At 59.0% G+C, this 21,158-nt stretch carries 23 protein-coding genes and 1 tRNA gene; 14 read left to right on the top strand and 10 right to left on the bottom strand.

Annotated features, from left to right (window positions below; translation table 11 throughout):
* The first annotated feature begins 152 nt into the window (after nucleotides 1-152).
* The 5 genes from LEPTO7104_RS0102845 (at nucleotide 153) to LEPTO7104_RS0102825 (ending at nucleotide 5,807) form a co-directional block, all read left to right on the top strand.
* Nucleotides 153-779 (top strand): OB-fold-containig protein, encoded by a 627-nt coding sequence (locus tag LEPTO7104_RS0102845; RefSeq protein ID WP_017297034.1) that lies wholly within the window; start codon nucleotides 153-155, stop codon nucleotides 777-779.
* Between the two features lie 162 nt (nucleotides 780-941).
* Complete coding sequence (locus tag LEPTO7104_RS0102840) at nucleotides 942-2,285, top strand: flotillin family protein (RefSeq protein WP_017297033.1); 1,344 nt, start codon at nucleotides 942-944, stop codon at nucleotides 2,283-2,285.
* Nucleotides 2,282-3,562 (top strand): flotillin family protein, encoded by a 1,281-nt coding sequence (locus LEPTO7104_RS32485; RefSeq protein ID WP_017297032.1) that lies wholly within the window; start codon nucleotides 2,282-2,284, stop codon nucleotides 3,560-3,562. The genes LEPTO7104_RS0102840 and LEPTO7104_RS32485 overlap by 4 nt, the downstream gene beginning before the upstream one ends.
* Before the next feature lie 118 nt (nucleotides 3,563-3,680).
* Nucleotides 3,681-4,325, top strand: coding sequence for a DUF1176 domain-containing protein (locus LEPTO7104_RS36605; RefSeq protein ID WP_017297031.1), 645 nt, complete (start codon nucleotides 3,681-3,683; stop codon nucleotides 4,323-4,325).
* Between the two features lie 219 nt (nucleotides 4,326-4,544).
* Complete coding sequence (locus LEPTO7104_RS0102825; protein WP_040695251.1) at nucleotides 4,545-5,807, top strand: glycoside hydrolase family 10-like protein; 1,263 nt, start codon at nucleotides 4,545-4,547, stop codon at nucleotides 5,805-5,807.
* Between the two features lie 113 nt (nucleotides 5,808-5,920).
* Here the strand turns inward: LEPTO7104_RS0102825 and LEPTO7104_RS0102820 are convergent.
* Nucleotides 5,921-6,003: transfer RNA gene (locus LEPTO7104_RS0102820), tRNA-Ser, on the bottom strand.
* A gap of 275 nt (nucleotides 6,004-6,278) precedes the next feature.
* Here LEPTO7104_RS0102820 and LEPTO7104_RS0102815 point away from each other — a divergent pair.
* Nucleotides 6,279-6,929: a sigma-70 family RNA polymerase sigma factor gene (locus tag LEPTO7104_RS0102815; RefSeq protein ID WP_026072316.1), complete on the top strand. Its 651-nt coding sequence runs from the start codon at nucleotides 6,279-6,281 to the stop codon at nucleotides 6,927-6,929.
* 309 nt (nucleotides 6,930-7,238) lie between these two features.
* Nucleotides 7,239-7,808, top strand: a complete 570-nt coding sequence (locus LEPTO7104_RS32475; protein ID WP_017297028.1) for an anti-sigma factor family protein — start codon at nucleotides 7,239-7,241, stop codon at nucleotides 7,806-7,808.
* A 157-nt stretch (nucleotides 7,809-7,965) separates the two neighbouring features.
* Here LEPTO7104_RS32475 and ndhO read toward each other — a convergent pair whose 3' ends face one another.
* The 3 genes from ndhO to LEPTO7104_RS0102795 form a co-directional block, all read right to left on the bottom strand.
* Nucleotides 7,966-8,184, bottom strand: coding sequence for an NAD(P)H-quinone oxidoreductase subunit O (gene ndhO, locus LEPTO7104_RS0102805; protein ID WP_026072315.1), 219 nt, complete (start codon nucleotides 8,182-8,184; stop codon nucleotides 7,966-7,968).
* Nucleotides 8,185-8,245: 61 nt separating this feature from the next.
* A complete protein-coding gene (locus tag LEPTO7104_RS0102800; protein WP_017297026.1) occupies nucleotides 8,246-9,094 on the bottom strand; it encodes a DNA-formamidopyrimidine glycosylase in 849 nt (282 codons plus the stop codon).
* 206 nt (nucleotides 9,095-9,300) lie between these two features.
* Entirely contained in the window at nucleotides 9,301-9,519 is a 219-nt protein-coding gene (locus LEPTO7104_RS0102795) for a photosystem I reaction center subunit IV (protein WP_026072314.1), read from the bottom strand.
* Between the two features lie 371 nt (nucleotides 9,520-9,890).
* Here LEPTO7104_RS0102795 and LEPTO7104_RS0102785 point away from each other — a divergent pair, with 371 nt between their 5' ends.
* The 7 genes from LEPTO7104_RS0102785 (at nucleotide 9,891) to LEPTO7104_RS0102755 (ending at nucleotide 15,371) form a co-directional block, all read left to right on the top strand.
* Nucleotides 9,891-10,367, top strand: coding sequence for a globin family protein (locus LEPTO7104_RS0102785; RefSeq protein WP_017297023.1), 477 nt, complete (start codon nucleotides 9,891-9,893; stop codon nucleotides 10,365-10,367).
* A gap of 417 nt (nucleotides 10,368-10,784) precedes the next feature.
* Nucleotides 10,785-11,462, top strand: a complete 678-nt coding sequence (locus LEPTO7104_RS0102780) for a V4R domain-containing protein (RefSeq protein ID WP_017297022.1) — start codon at nucleotides 10,785-10,787, stop codon at nucleotides 11,460-11,462.
* Nucleotides 11,459-11,764, top strand: coding sequence for a hypothetical protein (locus LEPTO7104_RS0102775; protein ID WP_017297021.1), 306 nt, complete (start codon nucleotides 11,459-11,461; stop codon nucleotides 11,762-11,764). Before LEPTO7104_RS0102780 ends, LEPTO7104_RS0102775 begins: the two co-directional genes overlap by 4 nt.
* Before the next feature lie 75 nt (nucleotides 11,765-11,839).
* Nucleotides 11,840-12,328, top strand: coding sequence for a globin family protein (locus tag LEPTO7104_RS0102770; RefSeq protein WP_017297020.1), 489 nt, complete (start codon nucleotides 11,840-11,842; stop codon nucleotides 12,326-12,328).
* An 89-nt stretch (nucleotides 12,329-12,417) separates the two neighbouring features.
* Nucleotides 12,418-13,080, top strand: coding sequence for a V4R domain-containing protein (locus LEPTO7104_RS0102765; RefSeq protein ID WP_017297019.1), 663 nt, complete (start codon nucleotides 12,418-12,420; stop codon nucleotides 13,078-13,080).
* A 7-nt stretch (nucleotides 13,081-13,087) separates the two neighbouring features.
* Nucleotides 13,088-14,911 carry a serine/threonine-protein kinase gene (locus tag LEPTO7104_RS36600; RefSeq protein WP_017297018.1) on the top strand — a complete coding sequence of 608 codons (1,824 nt, stop codon included), beginning with the start codon at nucleotides 13,088-13,090 and terminating at the stop codon, nucleotides 14,909-14,911.
* 70 nt (nucleotides 14,912-14,981) lie between these two features.
* Nucleotides 14,982-15,371 (top strand): RidA family protein, encoded by a 390-nt coding sequence (locus tag LEPTO7104_RS0102755; protein WP_017297017.1) that lies wholly within the window; start codon nucleotides 14,982-14,984, stop codon nucleotides 15,369-15,371.
* 451 nt (nucleotides 15,372-15,822) lie between these two features.
* On the opposite strand, the gene LEPTO7104_RS0102750 is transcribed toward LEPTO7104_RS0102755, so the two are convergent.
* The 6 genes from LEPTO7104_RS0102750 to LEPTO7104_RS37825 all read right to left on the bottom strand — a co-directional run bounded on the left by LEPTO7104_RS0102750 (nucleotide 15,823) and on the right by LEPTO7104_RS37825 (nucleotide 20,737).
* On the bottom strand, nucleotides 15,823-16,152 hold the full coding sequence (locus tag LEPTO7104_RS0102750; RefSeq protein WP_017297016.1) for a hypothetical protein: 330 nt from the start codon (nucleotides 16,150-16,152) through the stop codon (nucleotides 15,823-15,825).
* Entirely contained in the window at nucleotides 16,149-17,585 is a 1,437-nt protein-coding gene (locus tag LEPTO7104_RS0102745) for a radical SAM protein (RefSeq protein ID WP_017297015.1), read from the bottom strand. The genes LEPTO7104_RS0102750 and LEPTO7104_RS0102745 overlap by 4 nt, the downstream gene beginning before the upstream one ends.
* Before the next feature lie 10 nt (nucleotides 17,586-17,595).
* On the bottom strand, nucleotides 17,596-18,336 hold the full coding sequence (locus LEPTO7104_RS0102740; RefSeq protein ID WP_017297014.1) for a prolipoprotein diacylglyceryl transferase: 741 nt from the start codon (nucleotides 18,334-18,336) through the stop codon (nucleotides 17,596-17,598).
* A gap of 45 nt (nucleotides 18,337-18,381) precedes the next feature.
* The gene (locus tag LEPTO7104_RS0102735) at nucleotides 18,382-19,335 is read right to left on the bottom strand and encodes a YihY/virulence factor BrkB family protein (RefSeq protein WP_017297013.1); all 954 of its coding nucleotides are present in this window, start codon (nucleotides 19,333-19,335) and stop codon (nucleotides 18,382-18,384) included.
* Nucleotides 19,336-19,570: 235 nt separating this feature from the next.
* Nucleotides 19,571-20,242 (bottom strand): glutathione S-transferase, encoded by a 672-nt coding sequence (locus LEPTO7104_RS0102730; protein ID WP_017297012.1) that lies wholly within the window; start codon nucleotides 20,240-20,242, stop codon nucleotides 19,571-19,573.
* A 318-nt stretch (nucleotides 20,243-20,560) separates the two neighbouring features.
* Nucleotides 20,561-20,737 carry a DUF4278 domain-containing protein gene (locus LEPTO7104_RS37825; protein ID WP_017297011.1) on the bottom strand — a complete coding sequence of 59 codons (177 nt, stop codon included), beginning with the start codon at nucleotides 20,735-20,737 and terminating at the stop codon, nucleotides 20,561-20,563.
* Between the last annotated feature and the right edge of the window lie 421 nt (nucleotides 20,738-21,158).

The following is a 21,158-nucleotide window of genomic DNA, read 5'->3' as shown; positions in this document are numbered from 1 at the left end:
TATTTCAGCCTCCGAGTACTAGGGCTTTCTATTCCTAATTTTGGGCTTTCCTAATTAAGGAGAGTGAAGAACACGGGCGTAGGTCAGGGCAGCGAGAGTACCCTGGCAACGGAGACTAACATATCGGCCAACCCTTGAGGTGCCGCTAACCCATGGTGATCTATGGTCTTTGCTTTATTGTCGGAGGCATTTTTGTGCTGCTTGCCGCCGTCGGCGGTCTAGACGGCGCCCATATTGCCGGTGATTTTGATGTCGATGCCCATCTCCCCGATCATATCGATATCCATTTCCCCGACCACGTAGACGACATTGACGCGGGCACCCAAATTGACCAGACGCTGACGGCTCTGCGATCGCGCTGGTGGCTGCCCTTCCTCAGCCTGCGGTTTTGGACCTTTGCCCTCTGCTTTTTTGGCCTCACGGGGCTGCTGCTTCAGCTGGTGCAGCCCCGTCCGCCGGGCTGGCTAGGGGCGCTAATTGCCGTACTGATGGGCTTTTTCTGCGGGCTGGTAGCGGCGCTGGTGCTGCGCGCCCTGGGGCGGCAGTCGGTTAGCAGCCTGATTCGCCCCGAGGATCTGACGGGCCAGATTGGCACGGTGGAAATTCCCTTCGATGCCCACAGCCGAGGCAAGGTGTACCTCAGCCTCAGCGGCTCCAGGGTAAGCTTCTTGGCCATGACCCAGGAGGAGCGGGAGTTTCAGCGCGGCGACTCGGTGCTGGTGGTGGGGCTGGAGCGCGACAAGCTGTGGGTGGCGGCGGCGGAGGGGGTGATGGAGTGATGGAGTGATGGGGTAGAGGGGTAGAGGGGTGATGGGGTGATGGGGTGATGGGGTGATGGGGTGATGGGGTGATGGGGCTAGCGCTAGAGCTTGAGAACTAAGGAAGAGGTATGTATGGCGAATGGAATCCACAGGGCTGATACGGCGGCGATCGCAGCGGTAATGCCGCCTGCTCCGGTGGTGGGGCAAAGCGGGGGGCGAGCCCTGGGGGGCGGGGCGATCGCCGTGCTGATCTTCGCTATTTTGATCGCCATTTGGGGGGTCAACGCCCTAGTGCAGATCTGCGACCCCAACAAAATTTTGATTATCTCCGGGCGCAAGTACCGCCGCCCCGATGGGCAGACCACGGGCTACCGGGTGATTTACGGCGGGCGCACCTTTCGCATTCCCATTCTCGAAACGGTCAAAACCATGGATTTGACCACCATGCCGGTGCCGATTGAGGTCACCAACGCCTACTCCAAAGGCGGTACGCCGCTGGATATTCAGGCGATCGCCAATGTCAAAATTGCCCGCGATGAAACCCTGGTGGGCAATGCGATCGAGCGCTTTTTGGGCCGGGGTCGCGAGGAAATTGCCCGCGTGGCGCGGGAAACCCTGGAGGGCAACCTGCGCGGCGTGGTGGCGACCCTCACCCCCGAGCAGCTGAACGAAGACCGGCTGGAGTTTGCCGAGCGCATCGCCAGCGACGTGCGCAACGACCTGGTCAAACTGGGCCTGCAGCTCGATACCCTGAAAATTCAGAGCGTCGCTGACCATGTTGACTACCTCAACTCGATTGGGCGGCGGCAGATTGCCAACGTGGTGCGCGATGCCGAAATTGCCGAGTCCAACGCCGTGGCCGAGGCCCAGCAGATTGAGGCCGACAGCAGCAAACAGGCCGAGGTGGCTCAAACCCAGGCCCGCACCGTAATTCAAGAAAAGGAAAACGAGCTGCGGCGGATCACCGCCGAGGTGGAAAAGCAGGCCCGCATCGAAGAGGAGCGCACCCAGGCCGCCGCCGCCGAGGCCCGCGCCCGCGCCCAGCGCGAACTCCAGGCCATTCGCGCCCAGCTGGAAAAGGCCCGCCTGGAAGTGGAGCAGGTGCTGCCCGCCCAGGCCCAGCAGCGAGCCCAGGAATTTCAGGCCCGGGGCGCCGCCGCCACCCTGGAAGAAAACGCCAGGGCCTCGGCCCAGGCCAGCCAAATGCTGGTGCAGGTGTGGCAGGACACGGGGGTGGATGCCTCCCAAATCTTTCTGGTGCAGCAGCTGGAAATGGTGCTGAAGGAGGCGGGGCGCATCCCCGGTCGGCTGCATTTGGGCCAGGTAAATGTGATCGACAACGGCGACGGCAGGGCGATCGCATCGCTGCTCAACGCCTACCCCGAAATGGTGAAGCAGTTTCTGCACCAGTCTGAGCAAATTCTCGGCATTCCCCTGGCGGCGCTTTCGTCTCCCATTGGGCCGCCTGCCGCTCCCCCATCTCCCCCATCCCCCCTCATCCCCCCCACGGAGAATACCCTATGAGCCTGATCTTTACCCTGCTGGTGGTGATGTTTGGGGCCACCGGCAGCCTGCTGCTGATTATTAAAAACCTCTACTACATCTGCCAGCCCAGCGAGGTGCTGATTTTTTCGGGCGATCGCCGCACGGTCAGCGATGGTCGCCGGGTGGGCTACCGATTGGTGAAGGGGGGCAGCAGCATTCGCAAACCCCTGCTCGAAAAGACGTTCCGCATGGAACTCACCAACATGATCATCGAGCTGAAGGTGGCCAACGCCTACTCCAAGGGCGGCATTCCCCTCAATGTCGACGGCGTGGCGAATATCAAAATTGCCGGTGAAGAACCGGCGATCCACAATGCGATCGAGCGGCTGCTGGGCAAAAGCCGCGAAGAGATCGAAAAAATTGCCCGCGAAACCCTGGAAGGCAACCTGCGCGGCGTGCTCGCCACCCTCACCCCGGAGGAGGTGAACGAAGACAAGATGGCCTTTGTGCGCAACCTGCTGGATGAAGCCGACGACGACCTGGCCCAGCTCGGCCTGATTCTCGACAACCTGCAAATTCAAAACATCTCCGACGATGTCGGCTACCTCAACTCGATTGGCCGGAAGCAGCAGGCCGACCTCCAGCGCGACGCCCGCATTGCCGAAGCCGAAGCCAAGGCCCAGTCGGCCCTCCAGGCGGCCGAAAACCTCAAGCGCACCTCCCTGCGCCAGATCGAGGCCAAAATTGAAACCACCCGCGCCGATGCCGATCGCCGCCTGCAAAATGCCCTCAGCCAGCGCCAGGCCGCCATCTCCGAAGCCGAGGCCGAAATTGCCGCCGAAGTGGCCCGCACCGAGGCCGCCTTTGCCGTTCAGCGCGAGCGCCGCAACCAGGTCGAGCAGCAGCTCCAGGCCGACGTGATTGCCCCGGCGATCGCCGCCTGTCAGCAGGCCCAGGCCCGCGCCAAGGGCGACGCCGCCAGCATCGTCGAAGACGGTCGCGCCCGCGCCGAGGGCATCCGCGAGCTGGCCACCACCTGGAAAGCCGCAGGCGACCACGCCCGCGAAATCTTTCTGTTTCAAAAGCTGGAGTCGCTGCTGGCCAACCTGGTCGCCACCGTGCCCGACGTGCAGGTAGACAGCATTACCGTAGTCGATCCGGGGCGCGGCGGCAGCGCCACCAAGTTGGCCGCCTTTATGGAGCAGCTGAAGCAAACCACCGGCCTAGACCTCACCCAAACGCTGCAAAACCTGGGCCATGGCGCCTCGCCCCCGGCGGCCCTGGGAAGCAGCTCGGATCCTGAGGCAGACCGCTAGAGCAGCGCCATATCTCTTTAACCCAGCCCAGACCCCCTCAGCTAGGGCTGGGGCATAGGACACAGCTTGCGATCGCACCCAGGAGACCAGCGTGAGAGAATCCACAATCCGCAGCGCAATGGACAGCGCAACGGCCATTGCCACCGCTCTGCCCCAGGCACTGACCCGTCCTCTCAGCTTGGTGGTCGCGCTGGTCGCGATCGCGATCGCAGGATGCAATACGCCACCGGCCACCGAGGCTGCCCCGGAGGAACCTGAAACCGCTCCCGCTGCCCAGAGCGATCTGCCAGCCGCCGATACGATCTTGCAGACGGTGTACGACCAGGAGGCCAGCCTCAACCTCTGCGATGGCTTCTTTCAGCCCGAGGCGGCCCGGGCGGGGTCTCAGGTCTACCCCCTGGGCGATCGCGCTCTGGTCGAGCTGGAATGCACCCTGGCGGCCTATCAGGCGGTCTATGCCTACGTGGTGTACCAGCCCGATGGCACCCTACAGCCGCTCAAGCTGGATGTGTTTTACCCCAATCAGGCGGGGCAGTTCGATCGCACCAGCGAGGCCACCGTGGCAGGGCTGGTAGAGTTTGACCCCAAACAGGGATTGCTGACGGTGTTTAGCAAAGCGCGGGGCGTGGGCGACTGTGGTTCGTTAGCCGAGTACCAGTGGACGGGGAGTGAACTGAAGCTGGCGACCTTTCGATATCAGGAATGCAGTGATTCGCCAGCGGAATTTGTAGAGCCCAGCGACTATCCTCAGATTTATCCCTAATCCCCTCCAATCCCATTCCAAACGCCACTCTAAGACCAGCTATCCATGGTGCTCGGCTTCACCCGCTGCGCTCAAAACTGAGTCGTTTTTCCAAGCCCGACTGTTTCTCAAGCTGTACCAGTTGACTATCAGGCTTAAGAGCCGCGAAAACCCCAGCTGCTATTGGTCTTAATTGGTAACTGAGTAGAGAAACCCCGAGAGTGATGATTGGGAAACGCCATGGGACGGTTCTGCTATGTGGGCCTTGCTGTGCTGACGGCCCTGCTAATTGGGATGGCTCAAAGTTTAGTTGCCCTGCCGCCTGCCCAGGCCATTGCCAGTGCACCCAGCGAAATTCGAGGGGTATGGCTGACGAATGTGGACAGCCAGGTACTCTTTTCAGCGCAAGCGGTAAACGAAACGCTGCGGCAGCTCGCCAGCCACCGTTTCAACACCCTTTACCCAGCCGTGTGGAGCTGGGGCTATACCCTCTATCCCAGCCAGGTGGGGGAATGGGCCACGGGCTACAAGCAGGGCCTCTATCCCGATTTAGAAGACCAGGGGCGCAACGAGGCCCTGGAATCTGCCCAGGGCGATCGCGACTTGCTGCTGGAGCTAATCCAAACGGCCAAAGACCTCAATCTCAGCGTTATCCCCTGGTTTGAGTTCGGCTTTATGGCCCCGGCCAACTCTCCTCTGGCCCAGCGCCATCCCGACTGGCTGACCCAAAAGCAGGGGGCTTTACCCACCGCCCGCCTGGATCTGGAAGGCAGGCATTCGCGGGTGTGGCTCAACCCATTTCACCCAGAGGTGCAGCAGTTTATCCTCGACCTGGTGGCCGAGCTGGTGGATAACTATGACCTGGATGGGCTACAGCTGGATGATCACTTCAGCCTGCCGGTGGCGTTTGGCTACGACCCCTACACGATTGACCTGTATCGGCAAGAGCACAGGGGCCAACCTCCACCCTCCAACCCCTACGATGCCGAATGGACGCGCTGGCGAGCCGCAAAAATTACCGCCCTGGTCGATCGGGTGTTTTGGACGGTAAAAGCCAGGCGACCGAACGCGGTGCTGTCGGTCTCGCCCAACCCAGCCGCCGTGGCCTACACCCAACACCTGCAAGACTGGCCCCGCTGGCGAGAGATGGGGTACATCGAAGAGTTAATCGTTCAGGTTTACCGGGATAACGTTGCTGGCTTTCGCAGCGCCCTCCGCGATCGCGACCTTCAGCAGGCCCGCCGCCACATTCCCACGGGCATTGGCATTCTCACTGGATTGAAAGATCGACCTGTACCCATGGCGCTGATCCAGCAGCAGGTGCAGGTTGCCAGAGGCATGGGCTTTGCCGGAGTGTCGTTTTTCTTCTACGACACCCTGTGGACGCTGGCTGAGGGAGAATCCGAGGGCGATCGCACCCAGGCCGTGCAGCGCGTATTTGCTGTTCCCCGATCGCGCCCCAGCCTTGCCCATGCCCCCAACCCAACTGTAGCCAGCGGCTGAACCGGGCGATCGCCGGGGGGCGACTGTTGCGATCGAGTGCGATCGAGTGCGATCGGGCAATCCTGGCTCAACAAAATCGCCTGGCCCAGTTTTGAACAATCTAATCAACAGTACGGAGAGGGTGGGATTCGAACCCACGGTGCTTGCGCACACCCGATTTCAAGTCGGGCGCATTCGACCACTCTGCCACCTCTCCAAAGGAGGATGACTGCCGTCTAGGCAGCGCTTCTAATCTGTTATATCACTCCCGCGACTGGACTCGAAGGTCAATCTGGCTGCCCGTAAACCCACTTCCTGCCCGCCGACGGTGTGACAGACAATTCACAGGCACAAGGGGGACCATAGAACAGAACGCTCTTCGTCACAATGTTTCACATTAACCACGCCTGTCTTTGGAGCCACAGCGCCATCTGGCATTAGCCCTCCGCGGCTCGCCAATGGCCATGCAATGTCGGCCTACTACTAAAAGATATGAGTCAATCCATGTTCTCGACCTGGCCTGTTTCCCTTAGTGCCCCTAAGTCTGCTGTCAAGCCTGAACAGTTGACCAGCACAGAACTGGTAGCCCTTTGCCAGCAGCGACTCCGGCCCGAGCGAACCATGTTCGCCGAACTTCTGCGCCGCTACCAAAGTCACGTAGACAAGCTGCTCTACCACCTGGCCCCCGACTGGCCCGATCGCGCTGACTTGGCCCAGGAGGTCTGGATTCGGGTCTATCGCAATATGCGCCGCTTAAACGATCCGGCTAAGTTCAAGGGCTGGCTAGGCCGTATTACCACAAACCTGTTCTACGACGAATTGCGGCGACGCAAGCGCACCCGCGCCACCCTTTCCCTTGATGCCCCGCTCACTTTAGAAGATGGCACCATTGACTGGGATGTCCCCGCCAACGCTCCCGGCCCCGTAGACACCATGATGACGCGGGAGTTTTACGATCAGCTGCATCGCGCCATTGCCGATTTGCCCGAAGTGTTCCGTACCACCATTGTGCTGCGGGAGATTCAAGGGCTGTCCTACGAAGAGATTGCCGAGATGACCGGGGTATCCTTGGGAACTGTAAAGTCTCGCATTGCCCGTGCCCGTCAGCGCTTGCAGGCCGATCTCCAACCCTATCTAGGCTAGTTCAGTTGCCAAAGCCGCATTCACAGGGTGCTTTGCCAACTCCCATCAGGGAAAAATTACAGGGTGTTTAAGAACTTTCCTCGAAAGATATCTGTTTCAGGAATCTGTCTTGAGGTCAAGCCATAGACCCTATGCCTAAGGATATGTGTTTTACTAGCTAGAAATAATCCTTAGAGGTTACCGATTTTAGAGTGTTGGCATTATGATCAATACCGGCAGTAGAAATACCTGACTCAGCGTTTTGGCCGAGCGGGTTCTGTCTTTGCCTTGGTCGTTGTTTAGTTGCTTATTCCAGGTGTTGTTTTTGGTATGACTACCTTTCCTTACACGCCTAGCCACGTTCAGCCTTCATCCCGCCGGGGCACCAATGTAGATGAGTCTTCGGCTCCAGTGGTACCCTGTTGCCACGACTTAGATGCCACTAAGCGCGATCGCTTCGAGTTGCTCAGCGCTTACCTAGATGGCGAAGTCACCCCCGAGGAGCGCCAGCAGGTCTTGTGCTGGATCCAAAACGACGATGGGACACGCAGGCTCTACAATCGTTTACTTGCCCTACGCCAGGGAATGCGCAGTCAAAGCATGTCTCCAGACTGCAACGCAGAAGCGACCCTGGTCGGTGTGTTCCACTGCCTCAACCACCGCCTTAGGCTGGCCGCTATGGCTACGGCTGGGGTGGCCGCCATTGGCGTTATCAACCTATTGTCGGGGACGGGCATGGGAAGTCCGTCTTGGCGGGTGGCCGCCCTTGCCGAACCGGAGACCCTGCAAATTGCCCTCGATCGGCCGGCCTTTCCCATCCCCGAGGCTTCAGCCGTAATGTCCACCGACATTAAAACCCCAAGCGAGGCCGGCGGTCTGCCCGTCGACTCTGAACTTTAGGACGCATAAGCTCTTGCAGTTGAGCATCCTTAGCAATATGCCTGACTATCTAGAATCGATAGCCAGGCATGCTGTGCTACGCAATTCTGTTTTTAAAGGCACTTGGCCTGCTGGCAAAGATTGCCCCTGGGCCACGTGAAGCGCTAGCTCCTGCCGCCTAAGCCTTCTCTAGCTGGTCGAGGCGGAGCCAAATATTTGGGGTAGGCACTTCTCCAAACTTAACTAGAGCGTAGTCATCATTGGTGTCTAAGATTTCGCCCTTAGTTTCAAACAGGTAGGGCGGAAACCGATTGTCGCTGGCGGTGGCCTCCAGACTTTTTTCTAGCTTTTCGCGTACGGCCCGCACCAGGTCGCCCCGCTTCAACGTTGCTGCCATAGATCTACTTGCTATCAACCTCAGCCTTACTTTACACGAAATCGCCCGATCGCGGCCCTGCCTATCGCTGACACCGGGGACAGTAGTGGGCCGATCGCCCCGCCAGCTTGAGACGGCGGATGGGGGTGGCGCAAACCCGGCAGGGTTCGCCATCGCGGTTATAGACCCAGGCAACGCCGCCGTAGTTGCCGTTGATGCCGTAGATGTCGCGGTAGTCGCTAAAGGTTGTGCCCCCCGACTCAATGCTGGTGGTCAGCACAGTGCGGATGGCGCTGTGCAGGCGCTCTAGGCGCTGGGAACCAATGCGATCGCTGGCGGTAAGCGGTCGCAAGCCGCTCAAAAATAGCGCCTCGTCGGCGTAGATATTGCCAATGCCCGCCACCAGCGCCTGATCCAGCAGGGCGTTTTTAATCGGACGGCGGCTGTGGGCCAGGCGCTGACGCAGGTAGGCCACCGAAAAACTGTCGTCAAAGGGTTCTGGCCCCAGGAGGCGCAGCCCCGTCATGATTGTTTCGGGGCCGACCCCGGGGGGCACCCACCAGAGCCGACCAAAGGTGCGCTGATCGACATAGCGCAGCTCGTGGTTATCGCTGAGCCACAGCCGCACCCGACAGTGGGGCTGCACCGGGGTTTTGGGGTCGAGCCACAGAAGCTGCCCCGTCATGCGCAGGTGAGCTCCCAGGTAGCCACCAGGGCTACCGTCAGGCTGGGTCAGCTGCCCCAGCAGATACTTACCGCGGCGATGCCAGGCGCTCAGGGCAGCCCCGGTAATACCCGCTAAAAAGGCGGCCTCATTGGCAGGATGGGCGATCGCTCGGGCCAGCAAAACCTGGCCACCCTCCAGCCAATGGCCCGGTGTCACTCGCGCCAGCCCGCGCCGCACGGTTTCAACTTCAGGTAGTTCTGGCACAGTCTAGCTCTGGGTCACAGCCCATCAAGGTTTGTCTCTGAACTATAACAACCGCCCGCAGGGTAACGGCCCACCACGGCAAAACAAAGGCCCATGCTAAAGCACAGGCCTTGAAACCGTATGGATCACCGTCAACCTAGCGAATAGAGCTAGAAACCCAAGGCGTTAGGTTGACGGATGAATTGCTCAAGTCGAGGGCCAAAGGCCTAGGAGGCAGCCTTTTTGGCCGCTTTGGGAGCTTCAACTTCCTGCAACTCAGACAGCGCAAAGTTATTGGTGTTGATACCGGCATAATTTACTTTGTCAAAGCGCACTACCGCGGGGTATTTGATGCCGCTTTGGTCAATGGTGGCAACGGTACCAACTTCCCGATACCAGTACGACTCTTTGCGCATAATGCGAACTTTAGAACCACGTTGAACCATGAACAATGCCCTCTTGAAAATCAATATTAATGGCAGCTTGCCCAGGCCAAACCCCAGCCAAGGCAAATCGCAGAAAGCCCATGGCCAGACTTGGATAGGGGGTTATTCCATGTTCACCAGAGTACTACGAGTCTTTGGGTCTCGCGGCGGCAGAGGGTTTAAGTTTTATTGCAGGCCCGATAGATGGATCCGCGCTTTCCGGGAGAGCTATAAAATGCGCAGTAGTGCGGTGCCCTGGCCCAATTCCCTGGGCGTCCAGCAGGCCTAGAGCAGTTGAGATCTCGGCTCTATATTTTGCCGAGAAAGATTTGTTTATATTTCGCAACAAATGGGCACATTAAACCTAGCCCTGCCCCGAGGAGACTTTACCGATGCTCACCCAAGTTCAAGCCCTGGTACAAGCTACGGATGGCCGCTACGCCTCCGACCAAGAGCTGATGTTTTTTCAGCAATATCTGTCATCGGTGAGCACCCGACTGCGGGCCTACCAAAAAATTCAAAAGGCTGAGCAGCAGATAATTGCCCAGGTCATGGCTCGGATTAAGGCTCAAAAGCCAGATATTTTTGGGGTAGGTGGACCTGATTTGGCCGCAAAATGGCAGCGAGATACTGTGCGGGTGCTCCGCTACAGCGCTATTGCCCTGCTGCTAGATGACCCTGAACGGTTCAAAGACAACCTGCTGATGTGGTTTCAGACCATCATGCGGGCGTTTGGCGCCCAGGAGAGCTGCAAGCTTACCTATACCGCCATGCAAGAGGTGATGGGTCAGTATCTCAACAGCGAAGAGCTAAAGCTATTTTTGCCCATCCTGGAGCTTAGCCGAGTCATTTTGGGCGAGTCTGCCTAGGGCTGAAACGCGGTTTTTAGAACCTGAAGGGCATCGCTATATTGTTGCCCAGATATCCCTTGGGGCTGTCTGGGCAATTCCTGTGGGGCGGTGAAAGCGGGGCCTGGCTGCATCTGTAATTACCCTATCGCGCCCGAGCCGGCTGATTGCCGACTGTAATAGAGCCAAAATTTGCCGCGCGCCGGAGCAGCTGAAACTGGCTCGGCTTGTATCTTCAACGGCGGCATTATTACTACGTTTTGTATCGCTCGGCGGTGGGGTCGGTAGGCCAAAAGTACCTAGCTGCAATAGTTATAAGCGTGGGTGTAAGACTGACTGGGGCCGCGATCGCACCGCAGGACTGTTAATCCTGCGTGGGCCTGGGCACATTACACCTATCACTGAAAACAGTCTTACAAGGCCTGTTCAATCATGGTTATGACCACCGAGACCGCCCACCGTCTGCGCCAAAAACTTCCCCAAAAGCATAACCATTATGCCCTGCGGGATTTCTTTCAATTTAATGGTGAATACGGCACTATTACCGACTGGAATGATACCCGCAACGTACTCACCAGCGAAGACTTTATCATTGGCCTGCTAGAAGGGCTGCAAGAAGAAGTCGGCGATGCGTCGGCGGCCATTATGTACACCGTTGGGCTGGAGTGGGGCAAAATTGACTCGCTTCAGTTTGAGGCCTGGTTTGAGCGCGAGTTTGCCATGAGCCCCCGCCGAGCCAACCTGATGTTTTTGCTGGAAACCTGGTGGTGGCCCTATATTTCCCAGGGCTGGGGCCGCTGGGAAGTGGACATGAGCGATCGCAAACAGGGCTTTATGTTCATCAATCTGTTTGACTCCGCCGTGGCCCGCACTCTAGGCGATGTCGGCAAGCCCGTCTGCCACCTGTATGCCGGGTTATTTGCCGGATTCTTTACCGAAATGGTCCGCAAGCAGCTGAGCTGCATTGAAATTCAGTGCTACTCCATGGGCGAGACCTACTGCAAGTTTTTGCTGGGGGGCCGCGAGCGCATTGATGCCGCCGCCTTCTGGATGAACGAAGGAGCCAACGCCCGCGACATTGAGAAGCGGCTGCGGTCTGGGGAGGGCGGCCAATGAGCACTTTCTCCCACGCCACGAACAGCTCCGAGGCTGCTCAACCCTGGCTGAAGGAAACGGTACGAGCCTTCTTTCAGGCGGTGCCCTGGGACGGCAGGACGGTACTCACTGCGCCAAAGCTAGGGGCTGCGGCCCGGTCAGAATCGACGATGACCATGACCGTTGGCGATTTCTTTGAGCACATCGCCTGGGACGGGCAGCCCACCATTGGGGTACCCATCGCCCCCCTAGAGGCCGCTCCGGCTACTGCAACCTCCGACCTCGACTTGACCCTAGACGGGTTCTCTGACCTGTTTGGTTAACCCCAGTGATGGGCGACCCACGCCCCGTAGGCAGACAGCCCTACCCACCCTGCACCCCTCCCAGAGGATTTTGCCATGACCTTTAAGCTCGACGCCCTATTTAACTCGCCCGATAAGCAGTACCTCGATGCCAGCGACCTCAGCACCCTGAGCCAGTACGTGAGTTCGATTCCGGAGCGCATGGCGGTCTACCGCACCCTGCGCGACCAGGAAGTTGCCATTATGCAGCCAATTGCCGATGCCCTGCAGCAGCAGGCTGGCCATGCCGAGCCTCTGGTCGAGCGAAGCGTGCGCAACGGGCTGATGGTGCTGCGCTACGCTGCCATGGCCATGCTGCTCGACGACGATGGTTTTGTGGCAGATCGCCTCCAGGGCTGGCTGCCAGAAATGGTTAAGGCCTACGAGACTCAGGTCGTCGACCAGCAGCTGTTTCAGCTGCTGTACCAGCAGCTGGGCAAGGTGTTTTCGCCAGCCCAGCTCAACTTGCTCAAACCCAGCCTTGAAAAAGCTCAAAACCTAATGCTCAACACTCGCGAGACCGTTACCCTCGCCGGGTTGCTCTAAGTCTGCTCAGCCATTCAGAGCCGTCGCCTGGGGCTGCCCGTTGGTCGGGTCTAACCACCACCTCTTCTATCCTGTAAAGGACGTTACCTATGGTTTCTGTTGCCGATTTACTCGTTGATGGCCGGCTGCCCGGCAACTACTTTGCCCAGGATCTCTACGTGCGGGGTTCGACCGAGTTGGGGCTGCTCGAAAATCGCCGCGGCGATCGCCTCCTGGCCATTCCCGAACCGCTGCTACAGGCTATTTATGCCGGGCTTGAAAAAGAAACGGGCCAGGCTTCGGGACTGGTGCTCTACAACTGCGGTCGCTGGTGGGGCAAAAACTTCTACGCTCGCTTCTGCGAGGAGCTGGCTGACTACTACAAGCAGCCCCTGGCCAACCTGTCGATGGCTGAATTTTTGCAGTCGCTACAGCAGTGCTGGAAAACCCACGGCTGGGGCCAAATTCATTTGGATATTGCCTACCGCGATCGCGGCTTTCTGGGCGTAGAGATCTGGCATTCGCCCTTTACCGCCGCCGCACCCCAGGGCCAAAAGCCCTCGGGAGACCTCGAGCGCGGCATTTTAGAAATTTTCTTTACCCAGCTCACCGGGCGCGAGCTGCGCTGCGTACAAACCAGCTGCACCGCCAAAGGCGATGACTGCAATCGCTTTATTTTGGGTCTAGAAAAGCGGCTTGCTCCCGTAGAGGGTATGGTGGCCAACGGTCAGGCCCACCAGGCGATTATGCAAACCCTCATGCAGCAGGGGTGAGCGAGCGGTGGCCCTAACCCGGCAGATCAGGCGATCGCAGTATCGCATTCTAGGCCTAGTCGGCCATGGGCAATTTGGCCGGGTCTACTGCGCCATCCACCGCAAAACCGGGGAGCTGGTGGCCATTAAAGACCTCCACAAAGACCGCTTATCCACCCACAAATTTTTGCGGGAGCTGCGGTTTTTAATTAGCCTTGAGCACCCCAGCATTGTCACCTGCCACGCCCTTGAGCACTCCACCAGCGGACGGCAGCTGGTGCTCGACTACTGCGAGGCGGGTACCCTGCGATCGCTGCTCGAAAGCGATACCATTCTCACGGTGCAAGAGGTGTTGGGCTTTGCCCTCGACATACTCGCCGCCCTGGAGTGCGCCCACCGCCAGGGCATTGTGCACTGCGACATCAAGCCCGAAAACATTCTCATGGAGCTAACTCCGGGCGGCTGGGCGGCACGAGTGTCCGACCTGGGCATCGCCCGGCTTAGCCAGGAGGCGACTGAAGCCGATGTGGGCCATACAGGGTCGCCCGCCTACATGGCTCCAGAACGATTTTACAATCAGCACCCCCCCGCTGCCGACCTCTATGCGGTGGGCATCATTTTGTACGAGCTATGGCTGGGTCAGCGCCCCTTCTCGGGCACTCCCATGGAGCTGATGGTCGCCCACCTGAACCGCCATCCAATCGTACCTGCGCACCTGCCAGAGCCCCTCAGCCAGGTGCTGCGCAAGGCCCTGCAAAAGCTCTTGCCAAAGCGCTACGCCACAGCCCGAGCAATGCGCGCCGATCTGATGGCAATATACGACACCTACCAGACCCAGGAGCTGCTGGCTCAGCCAGCCTTTCCTAAGGCACTACCTGAGATTGACCTGGCTTCAGATCTGCCCTTTGTGGCCCTCCCCCACCCGACGACGGTCATGGGTCTAGTGGCCCTCCCCCACCAGGGCCACCTGGTGGTCACCTGTAGTCAGCAGCAGGTGTGGTTTTACCACTGGCCCAAGCAGGGCATGGCGGCACCCCAAGAGAGCCAGGGGTTTACGCTATCGGCCCCGGTAAAAGCTTTTTTACCCACTCCCCAGGGCGGCATCCTGGTCACTACCGAGTCCCTACACCTGCTGTCGATGACCCACGGCCTGGGTTGTATTGCCCAGGGCATCGACCCCAACGGGGTAGCCATTGCCCCCAACGGTCGCTGGTTTGCCACGGCGGCGGCGGACGGCGACTGGATGAAGGTGTCAATGCGCCAGCTGACCATGCCGCCGGACCAGGTGGTCAAAATATCGGTCCCGGTGACGGCGGCTTTTTCCATCCAGCCGGGGGATGCGTTGATTACCCTGATTGGGCTGGACAACCGCCATGCAGCCCTGGTGATGCGCCGGGGCAGTCGCACCCTGTTCCATGGAGTCACTCGCCGAGGCACCTATATGGGCGCTATTTCGGCCTCGGTCCCCATTTATAACTTGGTGCCGACCAGCCAGCCCTACCGCTATCTAGCCTTAGAAGAAAACTGCCCCAACGCGGTGCTGGTTGTAGATTTAATGCCCTTTAGAATTTTGCGCTACCGGGTTGAGATAGCGCCCCGCTGGCTGTTTGAAACCGCGGTGGGCTACGGCCTACTCAGCCAGGACGGAGAGTTTTTGCTGATTAATGACGAGGGTCGGGTGATCAACCGCATGACCGGCCTACCGCGCCCCACAGCGGTGGTGCCGCGAGGCTCTGCCCGTGATGCCCAGGGGCGATCGCCCACACAGTACCTCTGGAGCAGCAACGACGGCGATCGCAGTCGTATCTACACCGTCAATCTGAGCGATTTAGCCCCCGATATTTTGTTTTAACCTCGATGTTGGCTCTCTCTTAGGCAATATAGGGGACACTATAGGGCGGCTGTTTCTACCATTAACTCCCATGCTAGAGTTCATCACCCTGCCCGATAACGTACTGCCTCCCGTGGCCCCCTACTCCCACGCGGTGCGGGCGGGAGATTTTTTGTTTGTCACCGGGCAGCTGGCGGAAGACCCGGATACGGGTAAGGTTGTCAAAGGCTCTATTGAGGAGCAGACCCGCCGCGTGATGGAGAACCTGACCATGGTACTCAACCACGCGGGCAGCGGCTTTGGCCGAGTCGTGATGGCGCGTATTTTCGTCACCGATTTCCGCCACTACGAAACGGTCAATGCCATTTACCAATCGTACTTTGGCAGCGCCCCGCAGCCCAGCCGCACCACGGTAGGGGTCACGGCCCTGGCGGGCTATGGCGACGTGGAGATTGACCTGATTGCCTACTGTGGGGAATAGATATAGCCTTCGTCCCGCTAGTTAGGAAGTTAGGACACTGAGAGATGTTGAGAACGTTTAAACGTTGGCTCTGAGAAATGTCCTACCCTAACCTGAGTTCGGGATAAGAAAAGACCTTGGCAAAGCAGGCCCACTGTCCCCTCCTTGGGAGGGGTAGGGGTGGGTTGTCTATGCCAGCATGGCAACTCACCCTATCTAGAAGCTTGTATTTTGCCGTAGGTTTAACCCACCCCGCCCTTCGGGCACCCCTCCAAGGAGGGGACAGCGTTATCCCAAACTGAGGTTACCCTACTCGGCTGCTGCTATGAGGGGCGGGTGAGTCGGCAGGATTTAGGCTTGCTTCGCCAGCGGCAGGCGCAGAATGGTGATCCAGGGCGGGCATAGTGTCGCGGTGCGATCGCGGCCGTGGGCCTGAACTTTTCACGGCAAAGTGTCCTTTGCCCTGCCTGGCTTAGAGCCCGCCCATAAAAAATGCAGCAAAGCAGGTGCCGTTGACCAGGGCAGTCAGCACGGCAGCGATGATGACGCCCTTAGCCATGGCCATATGCCCCCGCCGCCGGAGTCTAAGGATGAGCGGAATGGCGTAGAGCAGCTGCCAAAACAAAAAGCCTACGCCCCCGACCAGCCAAACCATCACAAAGCCGTAGCCGCCCTGCCCTACCAACGCTACCAAAAAGCCCAGACCAAAAATGACTGCCGCGGCGATCGCATGGCAGCCCAGCAGCAGCAGCATGCCCTTAACGATCTCTAGAATCTCGTTGTCGGGTTCAGAGGGGGTCATAGCACCGGTTCCGGAGTGGCAGACTGAATTTCGGCCAGTTTAGCCGCTCCAATGCTACCCTCCCGGTAAAACAGGTTGTAGGTGTCGAAGGGAATCAGGCGGCCGTCAGGGTGGACGATGTGAATGCAGGATCGCTTCACCGACCGGACATCGAAGTTGTAGGCGTCGAGAAACTGCACAATCATAATCCGAAAAATATTTTCGTAGGTGATGCCGCCGGGCACGGGCACCTGGGGCAGGCAGCAGAGCAGCTGCTTCAGCGCGTTGGCCGAAGACTGCGGCGAGTGGCTGGTGGAGAACAGCTCGAAAATTTTTTGCCTGAGCGCTGGGTCTTGCTCGTAGAGCACCGAGTTGGGCATCATCTCCACAAAGGTCGGCGTGGAGAACATCCCCGTTAGCGGCACTACCTGGCCCTTGACCTTGATGGCGTAGGCCATCGCCAGCGAGTCGGGGTGGCAGGGCACCGGCAAAATATCCTGGGGCTTGAAGTGAGGGCTTTGCTCTAAAATGGCGCGGCGCACTTCGGTCAGGGTGTAGCGATCGCGCCCTGCCTCAAACCCCTCCAGCCGTCCCGCCGCCTGAATCGGCTGAAAGGTGACGCCGCGCACGCACCGCTGGGCCAGGGCGTAGTCGATGATTTTACCAATTTCGTGGTCATTGAGGCCCTTCTTGACGGTGACCACCAGGGTGGTGGAGAGGTTGAGGTCGTTGAGGCGATCGATCGCCTGCTGGCGAGTCGCGCGCAGATCGGCTCCCCGCAGCTCCCGCAGGGCATGCTCCTCAAAGCTGTCGAACTGGAGATAGACTTCGAGGCCGGGTTTGTACTGGGCGAGGCGATCGCAGAAGCCTGTATCTTGAGCAATCCGCAGCCCGTTGGTGTTGATCATCAAATGCTGAATAGGCCGGGCCTTGACCAGATCCAGCACTTCGAAGAACTCGGGATGCAGGGTGGGTTCGCCGCCGCTGAGCTGCACCACCTGGGGGCTGCCCTCGTTAGCCACCACCGCATCCAGCATGCGCTCGATTTCGGCCAGGGAGCGGTGCAGGCGGGGCTGGTGGGCAGCGTTAGTGTCTCCGGTTCCCGAGTCGGCATAACAAATCGGGCAGCTCAGGTTGCAGCGATCGGTCAGCTCAATCAGGGTAAGGCAGCTGTGCTGCTCGTGGTCGGGGCAGAGGCCGCAGTCGTAGGGGCAGCCGTAGCGAATGGGGGTGTTAAACCGCAGGGGCATATCCCCCGGCTTGATAAACGCCTGGGTCTGCCGGTAATAATCCTCATCGTCGGCGATCAGCACCTCCTCGCGCCCGTGGCTGGGGCAGTGCTTGAGCAGGTACACGCCCCCGTCCTGGAAGACAATTTTGGCCTCCACCTTACCCAGGCAGCGGGAGCAAAGGCTGTTGGTGAGGGCGTAGAACAGGTAGGGGCGGGTGGGCATGGGGAAAGCACTAGGAAACGGATACCGTCTGTCGAGTCAGCTGACGCAGGCCGTAGGCTACCCCCAGCAGGCAGGCGAGTTGAATAAAGCTTAGCCCCATCAGCGGGTGAAAGTCGGGTTTGAGAAAGTCCACAACAAATCGAAACCCCAGATAGCCGACTAGATACAGCTGGAAGCGCTCTCCCGAAGGGCGATCCATGCGGCTGTGCCAGACCAGCAGAATTCCTAGCAAAACCAAAAAGCCAACTTCGTAGAGCTGGGTGGGGTGGCGGGACAAGCCATCGCCAAAATCCACCCCCCAGGGCAGGGCGGTAACGGTGCCGTAGGTGCGATCGCTCAGCCCGGTCAAAAAGCACCCCACCCGCCCGATCGCCGTGCCCACCAGCAGCGGAAACACAAAGGCATCGCCGGTAGACTGCCTCAGACCCAGCCTTTTTTTCGTCACCTCCACCCCAACTAAGCCGCCCAGCAGCGCCCCCACCACGGTTTTGCCCTGCATCCCCAGCAGCAGCCACGATCGCCAATCCGCCGCCAGCAGGTCGATATGCTGGAGCAACACCAGAATCTTCGCCCCCAGCAGCGCCCCCACCAGCCCACCCACCACCACAGAACTGCGCTGGCTCAAAGGAATAGAGTCGCTTTTCACATTGCGGCGCAGCAGCGCCATCGCCACCCCGTAGGCCACCACCTCAAACACAAGATGGGGATGCAGCTTAAAAACCCCCACCCCCAAATACACCGGAAACGTCATGGCCCTAGCATCCCAATCCCATCCCCCCCATCCCCCCCATCCCCTCTACTCTCCCAACCTCGCCTCCCGCCGCCTGGTGCCAAACATATGGGCGTAGACAAACGAAAACTCGCAGCCCGCAAAGAAAATCTGGCAGGCCAGAAAAATCCACAGCATGAGAATCATCACGCTGCCGATCACGCCGTAGGAGACAAAGCGGCTGCCCAGGCTAATCACGCTGTTGCTAACCAGCCACTGCAACCCCGCCAGCAGCAGGGTCGTGAGCAGTGCCCCCGGCCAGATGTCGCGCCAGGAGAGCCTAATGGAGGGCAAAATTCTGAACAGTCCGGCGATCGCAAAGCCCAGCGCCAAAAACGACCAGCTCGCCTCCAGGCTGCGGCTGAGGATCGCCTCGTCGATTTCGATCAGGGCAAAGGTCTCCTGAAAAGTGTTGACCAGGGCGAGAACTACCTTGATGACGATATTCGACACCAGGGAGGCCAGCAGCAGCAGGGCCGTAGCCAGCACCAGCAAAAACGCCGACAGCTTGTTGAGAATGAAAAAAGTCACCATCTTGACGGGCGATCCGGCTTCGCTGACGCGGCTGGGCGACTCCCAAATTTTGTTTACCGATCGCTTGAGGATGGCAAAGATGGTGCTGGCGGCGAACAGCAGCAGGCCAAACCCAATTAGCCCCGCCCCGACGCTGTTTTCGTTGAGGGCAATGATGGTGTCTTTAATCAGGTGGTGCACTTCCGGGGGCAGATAGCGCCCAATCACGTCTTGAATGGCTTCAAACACCTCGGTATTTGGCCCCACCAGCGCCCCAATGACGCTGAGTATGACCAGCAGCAGCGGAAACAGCGAGAACAGGGCGTAGTACGACAGCGCCGCCGCCATGCCGGGGACGTTGTCGCGATCCCACTTGAGCCAGGTTTGAATCAGCAGCTGGGCGGGCTTGGAGGGGAGAACCTGGGTGCGCAGGTAGGGCAGCAGGCGCGATCGCACGTATTGCAGCATGGGTGGGCGGGCAGAGAAACCGAGGGTATTATCGCCTACCCCCGCCACAGGTGCAGAACAGATAAGCCCAAACAACCATCTGCGCTCGGCCCAGGGGTTGCGCTCTGGCAGCACAAATCACGCTGTCGAGAGGGGCGATTAAGCGTGCGGGCTCTCGCGATGTCTGAAAAAGTTGGGAAGCCCGCCCAAAACGGCTGTTCAGCGCTATGGCCTGCCCCGCAGCCCAGGCCTCTACTCAACTCAAAAGCTCGTACTCGCCTCCCCGCTCCAGGGCCTGCTGATAGGCCAGGCGATCGTGAATTCGGTTCAAAAAGGCCAGCAGGTTTGGCCGACTCGCATCCAGCCCGGCCCGAGCGGCGGCCGCCTCCAGGGGAAAGCTGATTTGAATATCGGCGGCGGTAAATTCGTCCCCGGCAAACCACTTATGTTTGGTTAGCTCGGTTTCCATGTAGTCCAGGTGCTGGGTAATCTGCGGTTCGATAAACGAGCTGTTGACCCGGCTGACGATCGAGTGGGCGATCGGGCGGGCAAAAAACGGCATGGGGTTTTCCTCAATTTTGTCGAAAATTAGCTTTAGCAACAGCGGGGGCATTGCAGAGCCCTCGGCGTAGTGCAGCCAGTAGGTGTAGCGCAGGCGTTCGGGGGTGCCGGGCGCAGGTGCCAGCCGACCCTGACCGTAGCGATCGACCAGGTACTCAACAATGGCCCCCGACTCAGCCAGCGTCAGGTCGCCATCGGTAATTACCGGAGATTTGCCGAGGGGATGCACCTTTTTCAGCGAGGCAGGGGCCAGCATCGTTTCTGGGTCACGCTCGTAGCGCTTGACCTCGTAGGGCAGTTCAAGCTCCTCTAGCAGCCAGAGCACCCGCTGGGAGCGCGAGTTATTTAAGTGATGAACCGTAATCATAAAGGCGTACTCATAATTTATCCCTGGGCAGGGCCAGTATCCGTGCATTGACGCCCATATTCGTCTATCTACGGGCTCAATCTTCGGGGAAACCTCGGTTTTTCAGTTGTTTAGCGCGGCGTTATAGCTGCGGCCAGTCTGGTTAAGACATGTCTCCTATGAACGTTTGAGCGTTTGAGCGTTCGAGCGTTCAAATGTCTGAACGCTCATAGGGTTTTTGGATGTCCTAACCAACGTGACTATGGCTATAACTAAGAAAAACCCCGCTGTTGCCAGTGGGGTAGGAGGGTCGTTGTTGTTTTGGAGGAAATCGGTGGTCTATCGGGCGTAGTGAACACCGCGATAGGTGAGTTCTGCGGGCTGCTGACGTTGCGTGACGCTAAACTGCTTGCGGGCGTAGGGACGGCCCATGAAAGTTGCCGTTTCGCCAGTGGGGGTAGCCTCAACGCTAGAGGTAGAAGCTTCGTAGGACTGGCCGCGATAGGTGAGTTGCATCGTTGGGGGCTCCTGGGTGACGGGGGGATGTCTCGATGACTCTATATTCGCCTGAAGGCCCAGGTTGGTGGGTGACGCCGGTACTGGTTAACTGGTGATAGTTCTGGAGCCAGATTGTGAGCCAGCAGGGCCTTGGCGCTGACGGAGATCACACCGCACCCTGGCTCAACCTATGGGCTAGTCCAACCTGGGTGGTACATAGCCTTCGTCTCGTTAGTTAGGCCACTGAGAGCCTTTGAGAACGTTCAAACGCTCGAACGCTGGCTCTGAGAAATTCCTAACCTACCCCTCGGTGGCTATAACCCTCAGTGCGACCCTGCTTTGTAGCCATGGCCAATATCTAGAATACCGCCCCCAATTTATAGCTGCGACCAAGACGCTTAGGACAGTCGTGATCATCAATGCCGAGGGCCTAAAATGC

It is taken from the genome of Nodosilinea nodulosa PCC 7104, from assembly GCF_000309385.1.
Classification (GTDB): domain Bacteria; phylum Cyanobacteriota; class Cyanobacteriia; order Phormidesmidales; family Phormidesmidaceae; genus Nodosilinea; species Nodosilinea nodulosa.
Note: the sequence above shows the minus strand (reverse complement) of the source record. Positions and strands in the feature narration are given on the sequence as shown.